This is a genomic window from Streptomyces sp. NPDC031379, from assembly GCF_055569615.1.
The window spans coordinates 121,420-142,446 of record NZ_JBVIIT010000010.1 but is presented as its reverse complement, the minus strand read 5'-3'; the positions used below and the strand labels follow the sequence as shown (position 1 = coordinate 142,446).

Here is a 21,027-nt window from a genome sequence, read left to right as displayed (position 1 = left end):
TCAGCCGATTCCGGGGATGAGGGAGATGAGCAGGTCGATGATCTTGATGCCGATGAACGGGGCGATCAGGCCGCCGATGCCGTAGATGCCGAGGTTGCGCCGCAGCATCCTGTCCGCGCTCATCGGCCGGTACCGCACGCCCTTCAGGGACAGCGGCACCAGCGCGATGATGATCAGCGCGTTGAAGACGACGGCCGACAGGATCGCGGAGTCGGGCGAGGACAGCCGCATGATGTTCAGCCTGTCCAGGCCCGGGTAGACCGCCGCGAACAGGGCCGGGATGATCGCGAAGTACTTCGCGACGTCGTTGGCGATGGAGAACGTCGTCAACGCCCCCCGCGTGATGAGGAGTTGCTTGCCGATCTCGACGATCTCGATCAGCTTGGTCGGGTCGGAGTCGAGGTCGACCATGTTGCCGGCCTCCTTCGCGGCCGACGTACCGGTGTTCATCGCCACGCCGACGTCCGCCTGGGCGAGGGCCGGGGCGTCGTTGGTGCCGTCACCGGTCATCGCGACCAGCTTGCCGCCCGCCTGCTCCCGCTTGATGAGGGCCATCTTGTCCTCGGGCGTGGCCTCGGCGAGGAAGTCGTCGACGCCCGCCTCCTCGGCGATCGCCTTCGCGGTCAACGGGTTGTCACCCGTGATCATGACCGTCTTGATGCCCATGCGGCGCAGCTCCTCGAACCGCTCCCGCATGCCCTTCTTGACGACGTCCTTCAGGTGGATCACACCCAGGACGCGGGCGCCCTGCCCGTCCGCGATCGCGACCAGCAGCGGGGTGCCGCCGGCCTCGGAGATGCGATGGGCCATGGCGTCCGCGTCCATGGCGACCGTGCCGCCCCGCTCCTCGACCCAGGAGATGACCGAGGCGGTGGCGCCCTTGCGGATCTTCCTGCCGTCGACGTCCACGCCCGACATGCGGGTCTGGGCGGTGAACTCGATCCATTCGGCTTGCCGCAGCTCGCCCTGGTGGCGTTCGCGCAGCCCGTACCTCTCCTTCGCCAGGACGACGATCGAGCGGCCCTCGGGCGTCTCGTCGGCCAGCGAGGACAGCTGGGCCGCGTCGGCGACCTCGGCCTCGGTGGCGCCCCTCACCGGCACGAACTCCGCCGCCTGGCGGTTGCCGAGGGTGATGGTGCCGGTCTTGTCGAGCAGCAGCGTGGAGACGTCACCGGCGGCCTCCACCGCACGGCCCGACATCGCCAGCACGTTGCGCTGCACCAGGCGGTCCATGCCCGCGATGCCGATCGCGGAGAGCAGCGCGCCGATGGTGGTGGGGATCAGGCAGACCAGCAGGGCGACCAGCACGACCATCGTCAGGTGGGTGCCCGCGTGGTCGGCGAACGGCGGCAGGGTCGCCACCGCGAGCAGGAAGACGATCGTCAGCGAGGCGAGCAGGATGTTCAGCGCGATCTCGTTGGGCGTCTTCTGCCGGGCCGCGCCCTCGACCAGGTTGATCATCCGGTCGATGAAGGTCTCGCCCGGCTTCGTCGTGATCTTGATGACGATCCGGTCGGAGAGGACCTTCGTACCGCCCGTGACCGCGGACCGGTCGCCGCCGGACTCGCGGATGACCGGGGCGGACTCGCCGGTGATCGCCGACTCGTCGACGGACGCGACGCCCTCGACGACGTCACCGTCGCCGGGGATGACGTCACCGGCTTCGCAGACCACGAGGTCACCGATCCGCAACGCGGTGCCGGGCACGCACTCTTGCGAACCGTCGGTGAGCAGCCGGCGGGCGACGGTGTCGGTCTTGGCCTTGCGCAGGGTGTCGGCCTGGGCCTTGCCGCGGCCCTCGGCGACCGCCTCCGCCAGGTTGGCGAAGACCACCGTCAGCCACAGCCAGGCACTGATCGTCCAGCCGAACCAGTCGGTCGGGTCCTTGAAGGAGAAGACGGTGGTCAGGACCGAGCCGATCCACACCACGAACATCACCGGCGACTTGACCATCACTCGCGGGTCGAGCTTGCGGAACGCCTCCGGCAGGGACGTGACCAGCTGCCCGGGATCGAAGAGGCCCGCTCCGACACGGCCCTCGGCGGGCTTGTGCCCGGTCGGCGCGTCCTGGTGGGGCACAAGGGTGGGAGTGGACATCGTGTCCTCGTGGTTCTCCGTTCGGGTGGTCGTCACGCCAGCCCCTCGGCGAGCGGGCCCAGCGCCAGGGCCGGGAAGTACGTGAGACCGGTGATGATCAGGATCGCGCCGACCAGCAGGCCGGTGAACAGCGGCTTCTCGGTGCGCAGGGTGCCCGCGGTGACCGGGACGGGCCGCTGCCCGGCGAGCGAGCCGGCCAGCGCCAGCACGAACACCATCGGCAGGAAGCGGCCCAGCAGCATCGCGAGTCCGGTCATGGTGTTGAACCAGTCGGTGTTCGCGTTCAGGCCCGCGAAGGCCGAACCGTTGTTGTTCGACGCGGAGGTGAAGGCGTAGAGGACTTCGGAGAAGCCGTGCGCGCCGGAGTTCAGCATCGAGTGCGGCGGGGTCGGCAGCGCCAGGGAGGCCGCGGTGAGGACCAGCACCAGCGCAGGGGTGACGAGGAGGTAGCAGGCGGCGAGTTTCATCTCCCGGCCACCGATCTTCTTGCCCAGGTACTCGGGCGTACGGCCCACCATCAGACCGGCGATGAACACCGCGATCACGGCCATGATCAGCATGCCGTAGAGGCCGGAGCCGGTGCCGCCGGGCGCGATCTCGCCCAGCATCATGCCGAGCAGGGTGATCCCGCCGCCCAGTCCGGTGAAGGAGGAGTGGAAGGAGTCCACGGCACCCGTCGACGTCAGGGTCGTGGACACCGCGAAGATCGAGGAGCCGCCGACGCCGAAGCGGACCTCCTTGCCCTCCATCGCCCCGCCCGCGGCCTGGAGCGCCGGGCCGTGGTGGGCGAACTCGGTCCACATCATCAGGGCGGTGAAGCCCAGCCAGATCGTGAACATCGTGGCGAGGATCGCGTAACCCTGCCTCACCGAACCGACCATCACGCCGAAGGTGCGGGTCATCGAGAACGGGATCACCAGGATCAGGAAGATCTCGAAGAGGTTGGTGAAGGGCGTCGGGTTCTCGAAGGGGTGGGCGGAGTTGGCGTTGAAGTAGCCGCCGCCGTTCGTGCCCAGCTCCTTGATGGCCTCCTGGGAGGCGACCGCGCCGCCGTTCCACTGCCGCGAGCCGCCCATGAACTGACCGACCTCGTGGATGCCGGAGAAGTTCTGGATCGCGCCGCGGGCGACCAGGATCACCGCCGCGACCGCGGCGATCGGCACCAGGACGCGCAGCGTGCCGCGTACCAGGTCGGTCCAGAAGTTGCCCAGTTCACCGGTGCGCGAGCGGGCGAATCCGCGCACCAGGGCCACCGCCACCGCCATGCCCACGGCGGCGGAGACGAAGTTCTGCACGGCCAGTCCGGCGGTCTGCACGACGTGCCCCATGGTCTGCTCGCCGTAGTACGACTGCCAGTTGGTGTTGGTCACGAACGAGACGGCCGTGTTGAACGACTGCGCCGGATTCACCGAGGAGAAGCCGAGCGAGCCGGGCAGGACGCCCTGGAGCCGCTGGAGCAGGTAGAGGAACAGGACGCTCACGGCCGAGAAGGCGAGGACGCCGCGCAGGTACGCGGGCCAGGTCATCTCGGTGTCGGGGTCGGCACCGATGCCCTTGTAGATCCACTTCTCCACCCGCAGGTGCTTCTCGGAGGAGTAGACCCGGGCCAGGTAGGTGCCGACGGGGATGTGGACGAGCGCCAGGGCGCCTATGAGGGCGAGCAGTTGGAGCACGCCGGCCGAAACGGGACCCATGGCGGCTCTCAGAACCTCTCCGGGAAGATCAGGGCGAGGACGAGATAGCCCAGCAGGGCGAAGGCCACGACGAGGCCGACGATGTTCTCGGCGGTCACAGCTTCGTCACCCCCCGGGCGACGAGAGCCACCAGCGCGAAACCCGCGAGCACGGTGACGACGAAGGCCAGATCGGCCATCGCGAACTCCTGGAGTGAGGTTCGGTGGAAACGGACGGTTCGAGGAAACCTCCTCGCCGGCCGGATCCGGTCACCGTTGACGGCTCTCTTACGGCGGACCGTGCGGCTTTGACGGGACTCTTACGGCCCCTGACACGTACCGGTGAGCAGGCCGCGGTGACGGCAGGTGGAGCCGAGGGGCGCGGGCTCCGGACCGGCCTCGCGGTCCTCCGGGGCAGGGGGGAGCGCACGGTGACGGCACGCGCCTCGTCACCGAGGGCGCATGTCCGAGCCGCGTCAGGGAACGGGGAACGCCGGCTTCAGCCGCCGGGCCTCATCTCGGCGGTGATCGCCCAGCGTTCGTGATCGCGCCAGGCTCCGTCGATGCAGATCATGTTCGGCGACAGACCCTCCAGCCGGAACCCGGCGCCCCGGGCGAGGGCGATGGAGGCCGTGTTCTCGGGCTGCGCGTTGATCTCCAGCCGGTGCAGGCCCAGCGGTCCGAAGGCGTACCCGATCACCAGGTCCAGGCCCTCGCGCATCAGCCCGCGCCCGGCGGCGTGCGCGAACGCTCCGTAGCCGAGGGCGCCGCACTGGAAGCCGCCCCGGACGATGTTGTTGATGTTGACGAACCCGGCGATGTCCCCGCTGTCCTTCTCGCACACCAGGAAGCCGGCCTTGGTCGGATCCTCGATCAGCCGGCCGGCGTAGGCGGCGTACGCCTCTTCGCTGTCCGGCGGGAAGAGCCACGGCCGGTGCAGGCCCTTGCTCTCCCGGACCCGCGCGGTGAACTCCGGGCCGTCCTCGGTGGTGAAGGGGCGGATGCCCACGCGGGGGCCTTCGGCGAGAAAGCGCGACGGGGTGTGCGGCATCCGGCCAGCCTACGGCGTCAGCGCAGCGCGGGCTCGTCGAGGGTCAAGGTGGCCGTGTCCGCGTCGAGTTCGGCCGCGACCCCGAAGGGGATCGTGAGCGCGCCCGCGCAGTGCCCGAACCCGAAGTCCTCCACCACCGGAACGCCGAGCGCACCGAGCCGGTCGGCCAGCAGGGGGCGCACCTCGGCGTAGTCGGGGCAGTCCTCCCAGGAGCCGAGCAGCACGCCGCGCACGCCGTCCAGCCAGCCCGCCCGCAGGAGCTGGGTGAGATACCGGTCCAGCCGGTACGTCTCCTCGCCCACGTCCTCCAGACACAGCAGTCCCCCGGCCGCCGAGGGGCGGGCGTGCGGAGCACCGCGTTCGGCGGCGAGCAGGCACAGACAGCCGCCGAGGGTGACGCCCCGGGCCCGGCCGGAGACCAGGGGCGCACCGCCGGAGGCGATGGTGCGGACCGTCTCCGGGGCGAACAACGTGGCCCGCAGATGCTCCTGGGCCCGCGCGTTCTTGACGAAGTCGAGGCCGGCGGCCATCGGACCGTGCAGCGTGGCGAGCCCGAGGCGGGTGGCGAAGGCCTCGTGCAGGGCGGTGATGTCGCTGAAGCCGACGAAGACCTTCGGCCCGGCCGCCCGCATCGCCTCCCAGTCGAGCAGGTCGACCATGCGCTGCACACCGTAGCCGCCGCGGGCGCACAGCACCGCGTCCACGGCCGGGTCGCACCAGGCGTTCTGGAGGTCGGCGGCGCGGTCGGCGTCCGTGCCGGCCAGGTAGTCGAACGCGCCGTGCCGGTCGAGGACATGGGGCCCGGTCACCGGGTCGAGGTCCCAGCCGCGCAGCACGTCGAGCCCCGCCTGCAGCCGCTCCTCGGGCACCGGACCGCTGGGGGCGACGACCGCCACCCTCGCCCCGGGGGCCAGCCGGGTCGGACGCACCAGTTCCTTCACGTCACCAACTCCACCTTCGGCACCTCCGGCGCCGGATTCAGCTCGAACACCTGAGCGTACAGGGACAGCTCCGCCTGCAGGGCGCGGACCATCGTCTCGGCCCGCCGGAATCCGTGCCCCTCCCCCGCGAAGGTGAGGTAGGCGTGCGGCACGCCCCGGCCGTCGATCCGGGCGAGGAAGCGTTCGCACTGGGCGGGCGGGCAGATGACGTCGTCCAGGCCCTGGAGCAGCAGGAAGGGCGCGGTGAGCCGGTCGGCGTGAGTGGTCGGCGACCGCTCGGCGTACCGGGCCGGCACCTCGGCGAGCGGCCCGATCAGCGACTCCAGGTAGCGGGACTCGAAGTCGTGGGTGTCCCCCGGGCCCCAGGTGGCCAGGTCCAGGACCGGGTAGATGATCGTGCCGCAGGCGTAGAGGTCGGTCGTGGTCAGGGAGGCGGCGGTGGTCCAACCGCCCGCGCTGCCGCCCCGGATCGCGAGCCGGGCGGGGTCGGCGGTGCCCTCGTCGGCGAGGGCACGGGCGACGGCCGCGCAGTCCTCGACGTCGACCACGCCCCACTGCTCGCGCAACCGCTCGCGGTAGGCCCGGCCGTATCCGGTGGAGCCGCCGTAGTCGACCTCGGCGACACCGATGCCCCGGGAGGTGAAGTAGGCGATCTCCAGGTCCAGTACGAGCGGCACCCGGCTGGTGGGACCGCCGTGCGCCCAGATGACGTACGGCGGCGACTCGCCGTCGGCCGCGGTCCGCCCGGGATGGTGCGGGGGGTAGACGTGGGCGTGCACCTCGCGGCCCTCGGGGCCGGTGAAGACCCGGATCTGCGGTTCGGGGTAGTAGGCCGGGTCGACGGGGTCGCGGTGCCGGGCGCCGATGGCGCGGGCGCGTCCGCCGCGGGTGTCCAGCTCGACCACCTCGTATGCGGTGCGCGGGCTGGCGCCGACGGCGACGACCCGTTCGCCGTGCGTCGCGAGCGTGGAAGCGAACTCGGTCCACGGCCCGGCGGCGTCGACGACCTCGCCGGACTCCGGGTCCAGTATGCCGAGCAGGGTCGAGCCCCGGCCGTGGACGACCGCGATCAGCCCGTTGTCCAGCGGCGCGAACCAGGACAGACCCAGCTTCCACAGCGGGCCGGCGAACTCCTCCTCGCGCGGGCACAGCGGGTGGCCGTCCCGGTACAGGTTCCACCAGCCGCTGCGGTCGCTCGCGTACAGCAGACGGCCGTCCGCGGACCATTCGGCCTGGGCCACGGACTCCTGCGGTCCGCCCGCCACCGTGCGGACCGTGTGCAGGACGCCGTCGGCACCGATCTCGCCGACGAGCAGCTCGGTACCGTCCCACGGCATCCGCGGATGGTCCCAGGCGAGCCAGGCGGCCCGGCGGCCGTCCGGTGAGAGCCGGGCGCCGGTGACGAAGCGGTGCCGGCCGTCGGTGAGTTCGCGGACGGCGGTGCGGTCCTCGGCGGCCGAGCCGTCCAGCGGTACGGCGGCCAGGACGCGCCGCACGTCGTCCGGACCGTCCCCGGTGAACTCCTCGAGCACGCACCACACCTCACCGCGCGCGAGGTCCACCCGGGGCTCCGCCCAGCGCAGTCCGCCGCCCACCGGTGACAGGGGGGTCAGCGGGCGGGGCTCGCCGCCGGGCTCGTACCGGTACAGCCGCTGGTCGGCGAAGTGCGTGAAGACCACCAGGGGCGTGCCGTCCCGCACCACCCCGGCCCAGGGCCGGCCGCCGTACTCGATGACCCGGCTGCGCACGTTCCACGGCGCGGGCAGCACCGACTCCTCGGTGCCGTCGGCCGTCCGGCGCACCAGCGCCCGCCGCCCGCCCTCGGCCGGCCGCGGCTCGGTCCACCACACCTCGTCACCGACGAACCCCACCCACTCGGGATGCCCGTCGTGCGCCGCGGCCAGCGCCGCGTCGATGGGCGAGGGCCAGGAACCGTACGCCGCCTTCAGCACCTCGTCCCCCATCGTCTAGGCCGTCCGCAGGAAGCGGTCGAGGACCCGTACGCCGAAGTGCAGGGCCTCCACCGGCACGCGCTCGTCCACGCCGTGGAACAGCGCCTGGTAGTCGAGTCCCTCGGGCAGCTTCAGCGGGGTGAAACCGTACCCGGTGATGCCGAGCCGGGAGAACTGCTTGGCGTCCGTGCCGCCCGACATGCAGTACGGCACGACGTGCCCCTCGGGCGCGAACTCCTGGACGGCGGCCCGCATCCTGGCATACGTGGGCGAGTCGAGAGGTGCCTGGAGGGCCACCTCGCGGTGCTCGAACTCCCAGGTCACGTCCGGGCCGGTCAGCTGGTCGAGGGTGGCGCGGAACTCCTCCTCGGCGCCCGCCAGATAGCGTCCGTCGACGAAGGCGACCGCCTCCGCGGGGATGACGTTCAGCTTGTAGCCGGCGTCCAGCATGGTCGGGTTGGCGCTGTTGCGGACGGTCGCCTCGACCAGCTTGGCGGCCGGGCCGAGCTTCTCCAGCAGCCGGTCCACGTCGCTGAGGTCGGCGTCGATGCCGTACAGGGCGGCGAGTTCGGTGAGCGCGGCCCGCACGGTCGGGGTGAGCCGGAGCGGCCACTCGTGCTCGCCGATGCGGGTGACGGCGGCGGCGAGCCGGGTCACCGCGTTCTCCTTGTTCACCTTGGAGCCGTGCCCGGCCCGGCCGCGCGCGGTGAGCTTCAGCCAGGCCGTGCCCCGCTCCCCCGCGGCGATCGGGTAGATCCGCCGGCCGGCGCCGTCGTGGAAGGTGAAGGCGCCGGACTCGCTGATGCCCTCGGTGCAGCCCTCGAACAGTTCGGGGTGGCGGTCGGCGAGGAAACCGGAGCCGTCCTCGGCGCTGGCCTCCTCGTCCGCGGTGAACGCGATGACGAGGTCCCGGCGGGGCCGTACGCCCTGCCGGGCCCAGGACCGGACGACGGCCAGGATCATCGCGTCCATGTTCTTCATGTCGACGGCGCCCCGCCCCCACACGACGCCGTCCCGGATCTCGCCGGAGAACGGGTGCACGCTCCAGTCGGCGGCCTCGGCGGGCACCACGTCCAGATGGCCGTGCACCAGCAGCGCGTCGGCGGACGGGTCGGTGCCCTCGATGCGGGCGACGACGTTGGTCCGGCCCGGTGTCCGCTCCAGCAGCAGGGGGTCGAGACCCGCCCCGGCGAGCCGCTCGGCCGCGTACTCCGCGGCGGGCCGCTCCCGGCAGTCCCCGCCGCCGCGGTTGGTGGTGTCGATCCGGATCAGACCGGAGGTGAACTCCACGACCTCGTCCAGGGCGTGCTGGTCAGCCATACTGCTCCTCCACGGCGGCAGAGACGATCGTGGTGACCGCCTTGAACGTCCTGATCCCCTCGTACATGCCGGCGCTGGTGTACGCCACCTTCCGCTCCCCGATCCGCGCGACCCCGGGGACGACGGTCGCGGCCATCGCCAGGTGCTCGGCGTCGAACTCCACGGCGAGCGTGAACGGCCCGGCCTGCACGGGTTCGTGGCGCACGGCCAGCCGTGCGGCCTCCTTGGCGGCGGCGCGGATGTCGGCCGCGGTGCGGGCCGGGGTGCGGCAGACCGCCGCGTACCGCGACACATGGTCCTTGACGGCGACCTTCAGCGCCTCGGGCGCATACCCCAGCGCGTCCTCGCAGGCCAGGTCGTCGCCGGTGACGAGCACGACGGGGACGCCGTACTCGGCGACGACGTGCGCGTTGAGCAGACCCTCGCTGGCGCGGACGTCGTTCAGCCAGACCCCGGTGATCTGGTTGGCCAGGTAGGTGTGGGCGAGGACGCCCTCCATGCCGGCGCCCGCGTGGTAGCCGATGAACGCGACGCCGTCGACGTCGCCGTGCTGCACGCCCTCCACCATGGACAGGGTCTTGTGCCGCCCGGTGATCATCTCGACCCGGTCGTCGAGCCGCTCCAGCAGCAGGTTGCGCATGCTCCAGTGGGCCTCGTTGACGAGCACCTGGTCGGCGCCGCCGTCGAAGAAGCCCTCCGCGGCGGCGTTGACGTCGGAGGTGAACATCGACCGGCACCGCTCCCACTGCGGCGTCCCCGGCAGCACGTCGGCCGGCCAGGTGACGCCGGTGGCCCCCTCCATGTCGGCACTGATGAGGATCTTCATGCTCCGTCACGTTACGCGTCGGCAAGCGGACAGGCTACGACCCCGACCTCGTGAAACGGCCCCCGCTACCGGCCGCTCTTCTGCCGGACCCAGATCTCGAAGTGCCCGCCGCCCGTGGACGTGCGGTAGGGCAGGGAGCTGGTGAGGCGGTAGCGGCCGGTGGTGCGCATCTCCTGGCGCACGGCCTCCTCGGCCGGGGGCAGGCCGCCGGAGTAGTCGAGCACCACCCCGTCGAAGTACCCCTCGCGGACGGCCGCGCGGTAGCCGGGGATGCCCGACAGGTGGCGGCCGTCGTGGGTCTTGTAGTCGATGAAGAAGAAGGACAGCCAGTCCTGGTAGGAGGTGCGGCGCTCGCGGCTGAGGTAGTACACCGGGCCCTCCTTGGGATCGCCCAGCCAGTGCTGGCCGGGGCGCACCGTGTAGGAGAGCTGCGGGACCAGGTAGCGGGTGTCGGGCCAGCTGCCGAAGTAGGCGGCGGACTGGCCGAGGCCCAGGGTGAGGGCCAGGACGCCGATGGCGATGGCCCACTGCGGGAACTTGAAGTGGGCTCCCATCAGCCGGGTCACCCCGACGCCGGCCATGGGCGCGGCGAAGAACAGCCCGAAGCCGATGTGCTTCTGCAGGGACGTCTCGGTCTGCAGATGGATCTGGTAGGCGGGCGCGAGCAGCGCGGTACCGGTGAGCAGGACGCCGAGGCAGGTGCGCCAGCGCCGGCCCGGGACGGCTCGCCGCCAGCCGGGGATCTCGCTGAGCCGGGCCGTGCGGGCGTAGGTGACCGTGCCGACGAGGGAGACGGCCAGGAGCAGGCCCGCCCAGCGGCCGGTGTCCTCGAGGATCTGCCAGGCGGGCGTGGTGCCGTGGGCGCGGGCCGTGGTGGTGCTCCGGATCGCGGTCAGATAGCCGCTGGCCAGGAGTCCGCCGACGAGCACACCGATGGTGGCCGCGGAGAAGAGCGCACCGCGCAGCAGGGCGCGGCGCACGTAGTGGTGGCGGTAGGCGGCCAGCACGTACAGCAGCACCAGGGTGGGCAGGAACAGCGCGGAGGCGTACTTGACGCCCACCGCGAGCGCGGCGACCAGGCCGACGGGCACGGCCCAGAGCCAGTGCCGGGGCGCGATGACGACGAGCAGCCAGGCGGTCAGGGCCAGCAGGCAGACGGCCATCGCGTCGTAGGTGGCGAAGTGGCCGAGGAAGAGGGTCGGCATGGAGACGGCGAACAGGGCGCTCGCGCACAGGCCGGCGCGCTCGTTGAACAGCCGCCGGGTGAGCCCGTACAGGCAGGCGGTGGCCGTCAGCATGAACAGCAGGCTCAGCGCGCGGACCCCGGCCAGCCCGAGGACGGAGTCCACGGCGGCGGCCAGCACCGGGTACAGGACGGGGGCGCCGGAGAAGTAGGTGTCGAAGCCGCCGTAGTTCGACGCCCCGTAGAAGAGGCTGCCGATCTCCACGTGCCCGGCCCACAGGTAGAGCGCCTCGTCCTCGAAGGCGGAGTTGGCGAGCCTGAGCGACAGCGCGGCCTGCACGAGCAGGATCACGGCGAGCAGCGCGCGGCCGACCATGCGGCGGCGCCGGCCGGTGTCGGCGGCCCAGCCCATCAGGGCGGGCGGCGGCAGCGTCCAGCCGGGCAGCGGCTGCTCGACGAAGGAGAAGCCGGGGTCGGCCTCCGGCGGGGGCGGCGGCAGGACCCGCAGCTGCATGGTCTGCTCGTGCACCGGCGGTGCGGCGTGGTCGTGGCCGCCGTCGTACCGGCCGTGGTCGTGGCCGCCGTCGCCGTACCAGCCGTGGTCGTAGCCGTGGCCGCCGGTGTTCCGCGCCTCGGGGGGCTGCGTGTGGGTCATCGTGGTGTCTCGTCTACTTCAGAGCGGCGAAGTCGAGGTCGTACCGGTGGTTCCGGGCGGCCTTCCTGAACGCGGCGAGCGTCTCGGGACTGCTGTCGACCCGCCAGTCCGTCTCCTTGTCGAGGTTGAACCAGATGAAGCCCACGATGTCGCCGCGGGTGGCGACGGTCTTCAGCAGTTCGGTGATCTGCGCGGTCTTGTTCGGGTTGGGCTGGGCGCCGGTCTCGGCGAGCAGGAACGGGCGCCGGGTGAAGGTGCGGATCTGCCGGAAGGTGGGTTCGAACAGGGTCTGGAAGTCCTGGGCGCCGGTGCGCGCGTAGTAGCCGACGACGCCGACCCAGTCGACGTAGCCGTCGCCGGGCCAGTACGGCTTGAGGGCCACCTGGGGCACGGGGTTGATGACGTTCGGGCTCCAGACCCAGATGACCGTGGAGACGCCCTCGTCCTGGAAGACATCGTGCACATGCCGCCAGGCCTTGACGAACTGGGCCGCGGTCGCCTTCTTGTAGCCCCACGGGTACCAGGCGCCGTTCATCTCGTGGGCGAGGCTGACGGCGACCGGCACGTTGAGGGCGCGCAGCGTGCGGGCGGTGTCGGTGATGTAGGCGTCCTGGCTGCCGTCGGCGATCTGCGCGAGGGTCGCCTTGTGCGGTTCCCAGGCGATGTACGGCAGCTGGCCGTTCTCCCAGACCGCGCGGGTCTGGTCGGTCTGGAGTTTGTCGCCCCAGCCGAGGTAGTACTCCAGCATCCTCGGGGTGCGCCCGACCTGGGAGGCGTAGGCCTGGACGGGCCCCAGGTCCTTGGGGACGCCGTCGAAGGTGGCGCCGAAGTACTTGGCCTTCGGCTGCAGCAGCGGGGTGACGTCGTACGGCTGTGCGGGCACGTAGGCCGTGCCGCCGCCCGGCATGGACGCGGCGGGCTGGGCGCCGTCGCCGCCCGCGCCGATGGGTGCCGGGCCGGTGCTCGCGCAGCCCGCGAGGCAGGCGACCACGGTCAGCAGGGCGGCCAGGAGGCGGATGGCCTTCACCGGGTTCACGCCGTGACCCCCTTCGGCTGGATCAGCACACGGGCGACGGCGACCGCGTAGAACAGGCCGGAGGCCAGCATCAGGGCGAAGTTCTCCGGGTGGGCGCCGCTCATCCGCCACACGGCGAGAGCGGGCCACAGCACAGCCGTCGGCGCGCTCCACAGCCACATCCCGCCCCAGAAGCGGCGGGTCTTGTTCTTCTTCGCACCGCTGGATCCGGTGGGCTGCCAGCCCATGGGGCGGCGGCGTACGACGTCCCAGATGGCGAAGACGTGCGCCCAGCCGTACATCACGCGGGTCGCCCAGGCCTCCAGCCGGTAGGGGTTGCGGTGCCACAGGGGGTAGACCACGGTCAGGTACAGGACGCTGGGCAGGACCATCCAGTAGTTGGTGGCCTGGAGCTGGTCGGGGTAGTGGATCAGCAGGGTCAGCGCGATGAGCGGCGTGGTGAAGGTGAGCAGGGCCGTCTCGATGTAGTAGATGAAGCCGGAGATGTAGCAGAGCCGGCTGGCGAAGCGCATGCGCACCTGCCAGAAGTCGCGCAGGCTGCCGAGCATGCTCATCGAGGCCATGCACCAGCGGTACTGCTGGTTGTAGTAGGCGCCGACGGTGTCCGGGCAGATGCCGGTGGACAGCGCGAGCGGCACGTAGCGCAGGTCCCAGCCGCGGGCGCGCAGGTCGAAGCCGGTGTGCATGTCCTCGGAGTGCTCGATGAGGCTGGTGCCGCCGATCTCGTCCAGGGCGGCGCGGCGGTAGACGGCGCAGGAGCCGACGCAGATCGAGCCGTCGCTGCGCTGCCGGGAGACCTGCACCGAGCGGTAGAACAGCTCCTGGACGGCGCCGCCGCCGCGTTCGATCCAGTTCTGCTGGTCCAGCACGCGGAAGAACTGCGGGGACTGGACGATGGCGCAGCGCGGGTCGACGTCGAGGTACGGCAGCAGTTCGTGCAGCAGGTCGGCGCGCGGGACGAAGTCGGCGTCGAGGATGAGGACGGCCTCGCCGGAGGAGTTCTCGAAGCCGTGCCGGAGGTTGCCGGCCTTCTTCATCCAGCCGCGGTTGGGGCGGACCAGATGACGGAAGCCGAAGTCGGCGGCCATGGCGGCCGCTTCCGCGCTGTCGCCGTCGTCCAGGACGAGGACGTCGACCTCGCCCGGGTAGCTGTCGGCGAGGACGCGCACATACCGCCAGGTGTTGTGGAGGACCTCGAGGGGCTCGCCGCAGACCGGCAGGAAGACGTCGACGCTCGGGTAGTGGCTCGGCTGCCAGCGGCGGACGATCCGGCGGTGTGCCCTGAGGTCGAAGCTGGGGGCGAACGCCTCCAGGCGCAGGGATATGACGAAGCCGACGACGGCGAGCAGCAGGGTGGGCGCGAACACCCAGATCCACGCGCTGTGCGTGGCGGTGTCCGTCTGGCTGAGCAGCACGCACGCGAAGCCGATGAAGGAGCTGGAGGTCAGCACCCAGGTATGGCGCTTGACGTAGCTGTACTTCTCCCGTTCGTCGGGCGGGGTGGGCAGCAGCCCCTCGGGGGCATGCGGGCGCCCGGAGCGCGGGGCACGCCGCCGCCCGCGGCTTCGTGCTTCCGCCGTACGGACGGTCACGGCTAAGGGTCCCCCTCTGCACCTTCGGGCGAATGAGCGAGGGGAATGCTATAGGAAGGAAGTTCACCGAACGCACACAGCTTCGGCAAATTCCGGTTACTCCGCACCCGTGGTGCTCGGAGCGGCGGGCGAGGGCGGGTCGGGCGGGTGGCCGTGGCGGCCACCCGGTCCCGTGGGCGCCGGTGCGCTCAGGCTCCGGTCACTTCTCGGCGGTCACTTCCCGGCGGTCACTTCCCGGCCAGGACGAACCAGCGCGCCGGCAGGTCGATGCGGGTGCCGTCGGCCAGGTTCTCGGTCTGCGGCAGGACCGTCTCGCCGTCGGCGAGTATCTTCAGGCCCGCCTCGGTGAGCAGGCGCGGGATCTCCTCGTCGTCGGCGTCGGCGGGTTTGAGCCCGTGGTGGAAGACGCGCTGGAGCTTGGGCCCCGGGCCGCCCGGCTCGGAGGCGGCGCGCTTGAGCACGTCCCGGGAGCCCGAGGTGAGTTCGACGACGAAGGCGCGGCCCTCGGCGCCGATGATCCGGGCGACGGCGGCGGCCACGACGGGGCGCGCGGCCGGTTCGCTCTGGTGGATGACGGCCCGCATGTAGACGTTGCTGTCGCCGAGCCGGTCGTGCAGGGCGCTCACGGCCTCGGCGTCGGTGAGGTCGAGCTGCTGGAACTCGACGGTGTCGCCGCTCGGGAGGCGGCGGGCGTGTTCGACGGCGGCGTGCGAGAGGTCGACGCCGACGGCGCGGGCGAACCGGGTGGCGAGGTAGCGGGTCTGGGTGCCGTTGCCGCAGCCGAGGTCGACGATGGTGCGGGCCGGGTCCGCATGCGGCAGGAGCAGCGCGGTGTGCGGTTCGGCGCTCAGGGAGGGATCGGCGTCCCAGATGGCCTCGCCCCGGGCGTCGGAGGTCTCGCTCCAGTAACTCTCCCAGGCGTTGCGGTAGTTGTCCGAGACGTTCATGCGATCTCCCCACGGTCGGTTCCGTGATCGGGATATCGCGGGAGCCCGGCGTGGGGCAAGGGGGCTGTCAGGTGATGGCCTGCTCGAACCAGACGGTCTTGCGGTGCCCGGCGGCGCTGGCTCCCCACTCCCGGGCCAGCCGGCTGACCACGCGCAGTCCGCGGCCCGACTCGTCGGAGGGCCCGGCGCCGAGCATGGCGGGCAGGGCGGGTTCGTCGTCGGTCACCTCGAACAGCAGGGCGTCGGTGCGCACCACGCGCAGTCCGATCCCGTCGCTCTCCGCATGCCGGACGGCGTTGGTGACGACCTCGCTGACCAGCAGTTCCGCCGTCTCCACCGCCTGCGGCAGACCCCACTGCAGAAGCCGTTCGCGCACCAGGCGGCGGGCCCGGGCGACCTCGCGCGGGTCGGCGTCGAGCCGCCACTCGGCGACGTGCTCGTCGGGGATGCCGTTGAGACGGGCCATGAGCAGGGCGACGTCGTCCTTGCGGCCGCCGCGGGTGTTGAGGGCACGGATGATGGTGTCGCAGGCGTCGTCCATCGAGGCGGCGGGGTGCGCCGCGGATTCGCAGAGCGCGGCGAGGCCCTCACCGATGTCGGAGCCGCGCACCTCGACCAGGCCGTCCGTGCACAGCACCAGCCGGTCGCCGGAGGCGACCTCGATGCGGGTCGCCTCGAAGGGAACGCCGCCGACGCCTATGGGGGCTCCGGTGGGCAGGTCGAGCAGTTCGCTGCTGCCGTCCGCGGCGCGGACCAGGACGGGCGGGATGTGTCCGGCGTTGGCCAGGGTCAGTTCGCCGCGGATGGGGTCGTAGACCGCGTAGAGGCAGGTGGCGAGGTAGTTGTCGCCGAGTCTGCGGGCCAGGTCGTCGAGGTTGCGCAGCAGCTGGGCGGGCGGGGTCTCCATGGTGGCCATGGTCTGCACGGCGGTGCGCAACTGGCCCATCATCGCAGCCGAGTTCAGGCCGTGGCCCATGACGTCGCCGACCACGAGGGCGGTGCGCGAGCCGGGCAGCTTGATGGTGTCGAACCAGTCGCCGCCGATCCGGCCGAGCCGGGTGCCGGGAAGATAGCGGGTGGCGACGTCGCACCCGGCCATCCGCGGGGTCACCTGCGGCAGCATGCTGTCCTGGAGGGTGTCGGCGACGTTCTCCTGGTAGGTGTACATACGGGCGTTGTCGAGCACGAGGCCCGCGCGGGCGGCGAGTTCGGCACCGGTGGTGCGGTCCATGTCGTCGAACGCCGGGCGGTCGGGGCGGCGCATCAGCACCATGAAGCCGAGGACGACGTTGCGCGCCTTGAGCGGGACGATCAGCAGGGACCGGCCGCCGATGAGCGGCCTGAGATCGCGCTTCTCGAACTCGCCGGAGATCCGTTCGGACAGCTCCTCGGTGACCCTCGGGACGACGACCGGTTCCCCGGTGACCATGCACTGGTAGAACGGGGTGTGCTCGGGGAAGGCGAAGGCCTCGCCGACGGGCACGGTGTCGTCCCAGCGGCCCGGTTCGTCGTTGTGCTCGACCCACACGCGGAACATCATGGTGCGGGCGTCCGGCGGGCCGTCCGGGAAGCCCTCGCCGGCCAGCACCGCGGCGCGCAGGTGGGTACCGGCGAAGTCCGCGAACCGGGGGACGGCGGCGCTGGTGACCTCGCGGATGGTCTCGCCGAGGTCGAGGGAGGAGCCGATGCGGGAGCTGACCTCGTTGAGGAATTCGAGCCGCTCGCGTACGGCGGCGTACTCGAGGTCCTGTTCGGCGCCGGCCGGGAGCAGGGCGGCCGCCGCCCGCTCGTGCGGTACGACGGCCTCGGTGCGGATGCGTCCCGGGCGGCGCGGCACCCCCCAGTACGGGGTCACGGGCACCCGGTCGAACTGGCTGAACTCCAGGACGGGGTAGCCCAGTTCGAGGACCTGGGAGACGATGCGGCCGCTGAGTCCCGGGCCCATGTTGGGCAGGATCTCGGGCAGGCGCCGTTCGAGTTCCTCGGAGGCGGGCAGCTCGGTGTGGCGGGCGAAGCCGGGCGAGATGCGTTCGGCGGCCTCGTCGTCGTAGCCGCGCTCCTCGCGCAGCTGGGCGGCATCGGCGGCCAGCACGAGCAGCCGGGAGGGGCCGGGGCCGACGAGCGGGTAGGCCCACCAGAGCACGTCGAGCCGCTCGTCGTCCGGCGCCTTCGGGTGCGGGAAGAGGCGGGCGCGGCCGGCCGTGGCGTAGGCGGTGTGACCGCCGAGCGAGGACTCCAGGTCGGGGCCGGGTCCGTCGTACTCCTCGTAGGCGTCCGGCATCGGGACGCCGTGCAGGTCCTCGGGAAGGGCGCCGGAGACCGGCAGCAGGTCCGCCGCGGGACGCCCCACGGCTTCGTCCCGGCCCACGCCGAACAGGCGCCGCGCGCCGCTGCTCCAGTGGGACACCAGGCCGTCGCGGTCGACGACGACCACGGCCAGCGGAATCCGGCCCGCCGCGGTGTCGCCGGCGCCGCGCCCGGGAGCTGTGTCCCGCTCGCTGCCACGGTCCATGGCCCAGGCCCTCTCTCCGCAAGGCTGTTCGCAAACGATCTGTGCCGCCGCCACTACGGTACGGCGGCGGCCGGTGGCGATGTGTGGCAATCCTGGAATTGGTTTCACCTGATCGCACCGGCGCGCGGCTCGCGCTCCGCGGGTGCCCCCGCCCGGCGCGTTCGTCAGTCCTCGTGCCCCAGTTGCAGGTCACGTTCGGTGCGGCCGCCGCCCGCGACCTGCAGCACCGTGGCGACCGGCGGGTAACCTGCGGCGATGACGGTGTACTCGCCGGAGGAGAGGTCCACGAACCGGAACGTTCCGTCGGCTCCGGTGGTGAGCGTGTCGACGACGTTGCCCGCGGCGTCCAGGAGCGTGACGCGGGCGTCCTCCACGGGGCGGCCGCCGTTCGCCCGGACGGTGCCCTTGAGCACGGCGCCGCCGGCGAGTTCGACGTCCTGCCGGGTCTCCCGTGAGGCCTGCACGGTGACGGGCAGCGCGGCGGGCCGGAAGGCGGGGGCGCTGGCGGCGAGCGTGTACTCGCCGGCGACCAGCTCGGTGATGACGTAGCCGCCCTCGCGGCCGCTGCGGGTGGCGGCGACGACCTCGCCGTGCACGTTGGTGAGGGTGACGGTGGCGTCCCGCACGGGGCTGCCGTCGGCGGTGAGGACGCTGCCCGCGAGACGTCCGGCGCCGCCGAGGACGACGTCGAGTTCGACGGGCCGTTCCCCGACGGTGACGGAGACGGCCTGCGGCTGGTGGCCGCCGGCCGCGGCGATGAGCACGTACGCCCCGGAGCCGGGCGTGCTGAGCGCGTACCGTCCGTCCTCGCCGCTCGCGCCCCGGCCGATCTGCTGTCCGGCGACGTCGATGAGGGTGAGCGCCGCCCGGGGCACCACGGTGCCGTCCGGGTGCTGCACCGTGCCGCAGACGGGGATCCCCGCGGGGTACGGCGAGCGGAGCGGGGTGGAGGTCCCCCCGGGCTGGGGGCGGGCCTGCGGAACGGTGGCGCCGGCCGGCGCGGTCTCCTGGTCGGCGGCGGGTGCGTTGTGGGACACCAGTGGTTTCTCCTTGAGGAAGAAGGCGATGAGCAGGCCGAGGACGAGCACCGGGACGAGGTAGAGGAAGATCCGGGGCATCGCGTCGGCGTAGGCGCGGATGTAGGCGTCGCGCAGCGCCGGAGGCAGCGCGTGGACGAGCTGCGGGGTGAGCGAGTCGGCGTCGGGCAGCCGGGGGCCGGCGCGCGGGGGCAGCTCCTCGCGCAGGGAGTCGGTGAGCCGGTCGGCGAAGAGGGTGCCGAAGACGGCGGCGCCGACGCTGCCGCCGATCTGCCGGAAGTAGTTGTTGGCGCTGGTGGCGGTGCCGAGGTCGGCGGGGCGTACGGAGTTCTGCACGGCGAGGACCAGCACCGGCATCACCAGGCCGATGCCGGCGCCGAGGACGGCCATCCAGATGCTGTAGTGCAGCCGGGGCGTGTCCTCCTCGAGCCGGGACAGCAGCCACATGCCGGCGGCGGAGACGGCGCCGCCGAGCACCGGGAAGATCCGGTAGCGGCCGGTGTGGCTGATGAGCTGTCCGGCGACGATCGAGGCGCCGACGATCCCCGCCATCATGGGCAGCATCAGCAGCCCGGACTCGGTGGCGCTGGCCCCGTCGACCATCTGCAGGAAGGTCGGCAGATAGCTGGCGGCGCCGAACAGGGCGACGCCGATCACGAGGCCCACCAGTGCGCTGACGTTGAAGACGGAGTCGCGGAACAGCCGCAGCGGGATGAGGGGTTCGGCGGCGAAGCGCTCGGCGACGAGGAAGAGGACGGTGGCGACGAGGGCGCCGGCGCCGAGGCCGAGGATCTGCCGGGAGTCCCACGCGTACTCGGTGCCGCCCCAACTGGTCAGCAGGACCAGGCAGGTGGATGCGGCGGCGAACAGCAGCGCGCCGAGCACGTCGAGACGCCCCCGGACCGTGGGCCTCGGGAGTTTCAGGACCACGGCGACGACGGCGAGGGTGAGCAGGCCGAAGGGGACGTTGACGTAGAAGCACCAGCGCCAGGAGAGATGGTCGGTGAAGTAGCCGCCGAGCAGGGGGCCCGCGACGGAGGCGAGGCCGAAGGCGGCGCCGATCAGGCCCATGTAGCGGCCGCGTTCGCGGGGCGGCACGATGTCGGCGATGATCGCCTGGACGCCGATCATGAGCCCGCCCGCGCCGACGCCCTGGACCGCGCGGTAGGCGATCAGCTGGTCCATGGACTGCGCCCGGCCGGCGAGCGCGGAGCCGACGACGAAGACGGCGATGGCGAACTGGAAGACGCTCTTGCGGCCGACCAGGTCGCCGAGCTTGCCGTACAGGGGCAGGCCGATGGTGGAGGTGAGCAGGTAGGCGGTGATCGCCCAGGACATCTTGTCCAGGCCGTGCAGCTCACCGACGATCTTCGGCAGCGCGGTGGCGACGATCATCTGGTCGAGCGCCGCCAGGAGCAGGGCGAGCATCAGCCCGAAGAACACCAGCCGTACGCGGCGCGGCCCGAGTTCGGCGGGGGGTGCGGGCGGCGGTGGCGCGGCGGCGGTCGCCCCGGCCGCCTCCCCGGCGGCCGGTGCCACGGCCTGCTCGTGCTTCACCAGAGTCGTCCCGCCCACGTACCGCTCCCCTCGTCGCACCTGTCACAATTCCCGCGTAAGGCGACAACTGTGAACAACTGCGGCGAGTTACGGCACCGCCAGGGTCGGGGCGGAGATCCACTCGAACCGGTGAAGGGGCACAACACCCCTTCACCGGCGGGGTCTTGGGCCTACTTCTCGACCTCGGCGGCGAGGCGCGCGAGCACGGCGTCGTAGATCCGGCCGAGCCCCTTGGGCGCGAAGGTCCTCTCGAAGAAGCCGCCGATGCCGCCGGCCCCCTTCCAGGTGGTGGTGACGACGACCCGGGACCTGCCCTCGCCGGCCGGGGTGACGCGCCAGGTGGTGACCATGGAGGAGTTGCGGTCCTTCTCGACCAGCTCGCCGTCGGTGGGCTCGCTGACCTCCAGGAGGCAGTCGCGCACCCGCTTGCTGGTGGCCTGGAGCTTCCAGTGCACGAGGGTGCCCTCGCCGTCGCCGCCCTCGCGCACCTCGTACTCGCTGAAGTGCTCGGGCAGCAGCTTCTGCCGTGTGCCGCGGTAGTCGGCGAGGGCGTCGAACACCTTCTCCGCGTCCGCCGTGACGACCCGCTCCGTAGTGGCCTCGACCTGCGCCATCGCGTTCCTCCAGGACCTGTCTGCTCGGGGTGGGA

At 72.0% G+C, this 21,027-nt stretch carries 15 protein-coding genes; all 15 read right to left on the bottom strand.

Features of this window, described 5'->3' with window-relative positions:
• Positions 1-2,097: a potassium-transporting ATPase subunit KdpB gene (gene kdpB, locus ACZ5CW_RS16720; protein ID WP_468602072.1), complete on the bottom strand. Its 2,097-nt coding sequence runs from the start codon at positions 2,095-2,097 to the stop codon at positions 1-3.
• Positions 2,098-2,129: 32 nt separating this feature from the next.
• Entirely contained in the window at positions 2,130-3,791 is a 1,662-nt protein-coding gene (gene kdpA / locus ACZ5CW_RS16715; protein WP_468601820.1) for a potassium-transporting ATPase subunit KdpA, read from the bottom strand.
• A gap of 8 nt (positions 3,792-3,799) precedes the next feature.
• A complete protein-coding gene (gene kdpF / locus ACZ5CW_RS16710; RefSeq protein ID WP_468601818.1) occupies positions 3,800-3,889 on the bottom strand; it encodes a K(+)-transporting ATPase subunit F in 90 nt (29 codons plus the stop codon).
• A 379-nt stretch (positions 3,890-4,268) separates the two neighbouring features.
• Entirely contained in the window at positions 4,269-4,820 is a 552-nt protein-coding gene (locus ACZ5CW_RS16705; RefSeq protein ID WP_468601816.1) for a GNAT family N-acetyltransferase, read from the bottom strand.
• Between the two features lie 17 nt (positions 4,821-4,837).
• Positions 4,838-5,761 carry a S66 peptidase family protein gene (locus ACZ5CW_RS16700; RefSeq protein ID WP_468601814.1) on the bottom strand — a complete coding sequence of 308 codons (924 nt, stop codon included), beginning with the start codon at positions 5,759-5,761 and terminating at the stop codon, positions 4,838-4,840.
• Positions 5,758-7,725, bottom strand: coding sequence for a prolyl oligopeptidase family serine peptidase (locus ACZ5CW_RS16695; RefSeq protein WP_468601812.1), 1,968 nt, complete (start codon positions 7,723-7,725; stop codon positions 5,758-5,760). Before ACZ5CW_RS16695 ends, ACZ5CW_RS16700 begins: the two co-directional genes overlap by 4 nt.
• A 3-nt stretch (positions 7,726-7,728) precedes the next feature.
• Positions 7,729-9,033 carry a M20/M25/M40 family metallo-hydrolase gene (locus tag ACZ5CW_RS16690; protein WP_468601810.1) on the bottom strand — a complete coding sequence of 435 codons (1,305 nt, stop codon included), beginning with the start codon at positions 9,031-9,033 and terminating at the stop codon, positions 7,729-7,731.
• Positions 9,026-9,859, bottom strand: coding sequence for a M55 family metallopeptidase (locus ACZ5CW_RS16685; protein ID WP_468601808.1), 834 nt, complete (start codon positions 9,857-9,859; stop codon positions 9,026-9,028). Before ACZ5CW_RS16685 ends, ACZ5CW_RS16690 begins: the two co-directional genes overlap by 8 nt.
• A gap of 65 nt (positions 9,860-9,924) precedes the next feature.
• Entirely contained in the window at positions 9,925-11,697 is a 1,773-nt protein-coding gene (locus ACZ5CW_RS16680) for an ArnT family glycosyltransferase (protein WP_468601806.1), read from the bottom strand.
• Positions 11,698-11,710: 13 nt separating this feature from the next.
• Positions 11,711-12,733: a glycoside hydrolase family 26 protein gene (locus ACZ5CW_RS16675; RefSeq protein WP_468601804.1), complete on the bottom strand. Its 1,023-nt coding sequence runs from the start codon at positions 12,731-12,733 to the stop codon at positions 11,711-11,713.
• On the bottom strand, positions 12,730-14,325 hold the full coding sequence (locus ACZ5CW_RS16670) for a glycosyltransferase family 2 protein (RefSeq protein ID WP_468601802.1): 1,596 nt from the start codon (positions 14,323-14,325) through the stop codon (positions 12,730-12,732). The genes ACZ5CW_RS16675 and ACZ5CW_RS16670 overlap by 4 nt, the downstream gene beginning before the upstream one ends.
• 227 nt (positions 14,326-14,552) lie before the next feature.
• Entirely contained in the window at positions 14,553-15,272 is a 720-nt protein-coding gene (locus ACZ5CW_RS16665; protein WP_468601800.1) for a class I SAM-dependent methyltransferase, read from the bottom strand.
• Between the two features lie 67 nt (positions 15,273-15,339).
• Positions 15,340-17,784, bottom strand: coding sequence for an ATP-binding SpoIIE family protein phosphatase (locus ACZ5CW_RS16660; protein ID WP_468601798.1), 2,445 nt, complete (start codon positions 17,782-17,784; stop codon positions 15,340-15,342).
• Between the two features lie 164 nt (positions 17,785-17,948).
• A complete protein-coding gene (locus ACZ5CW_RS16655; RefSeq protein WP_468601795.1) occupies positions 17,949-20,396 on the bottom strand; it encodes an MFS transporter in 2,448 nt (815 codons plus the stop codon).
• Positions 20,397-20,548: 152 nt separating this feature from the next.
• The gene (locus ACZ5CW_RS16650) at positions 20,549-20,992 is read right to left on the bottom strand and encodes an SRPBCC family protein (protein WP_468601793.1); all 444 of its coding nucleotides are present in this window, start codon (positions 20,990-20,992) and stop codon (positions 20,549-20,551) included.
• Positions 20,993-21,027: the final 35 nt, after the last annotated feature.

What these genes read in the sequence shown, in the direction of transcription:
- kdpB (WP_468602072.1), bottom strand. Translation starts at nt 2,097, where the DNA reads ATGTCCACTCCCACCCTTGTGCCCCACCAGGACGCGCCGACCGGGCAC.
- kdpA (WP_468601820.1), bottom strand. Translation starts at nt 3,791, where the DNA reads ATGGGTCCCGTTTCGGCCGGCGTGCTCCAACTGCTCGCCCTCATAGGC.
- ACZ5CW_RS16705 (WP_468601816.1), bottom strand. Translation starts at nt 4,820, where the DNA reads ATGCCGCACACCCCGTCGCGCTTTCTCGCCGAAGGCCCCCGCGTGGGC.
- ACZ5CW_RS16695 (WP_468601812.1), bottom strand. Translation starts at nt 7,725, where the DNA reads ATGGGGGACGAGGTGCTGAAGGCGGCGTACGGTTCCTGGCCCTCGCCC.
- ACZ5CW_RS16690 (WP_468601810.1), bottom strand. Translation starts at nt 9,033, where the DNA reads ATGGCTGACCAGCACGCCCTGGACGAGGTCGTGGAGTTCACCTCCGGT.
- ACZ5CW_RS16685 (WP_468601808.1), bottom strand. Translation starts at nt 9,859, where the DNA reads ATGAAGATCCTCATCAGTGCCGACATGGAGGGGGCCACCGGCGTCACC.
- ACZ5CW_RS16680 (WP_468601806.1), bottom strand. Translation starts at nt 11,697, where the DNA reads ATGACCCACACGCAGCCCCCCGAGGCGCGGAACACCGGCGGCCACGGC.
- ACZ5CW_RS16665 (WP_468601800.1), bottom strand. Translation starts at nt 15,272, where the DNA reads ATGAACGTCTCGGACAACTACCGCAACGCCTGGGAGAGTTACTGGAGC.
- ACZ5CW_RS16660 (WP_468601798.1), bottom strand. Translation starts at nt 17,784, where the DNA reads ATGGACCGTGGCAGCGAGCGGGACACAGCTCCCGGGCGCGGCGCCGGC.
- ACZ5CW_RS16650 (WP_468601793.1), bottom strand. Translation starts at nt 20,992, where the DNA reads ATGGCGCAGGTCGAGGCCACTACGGAGCGGGTCGTCACGGCGGACGCG.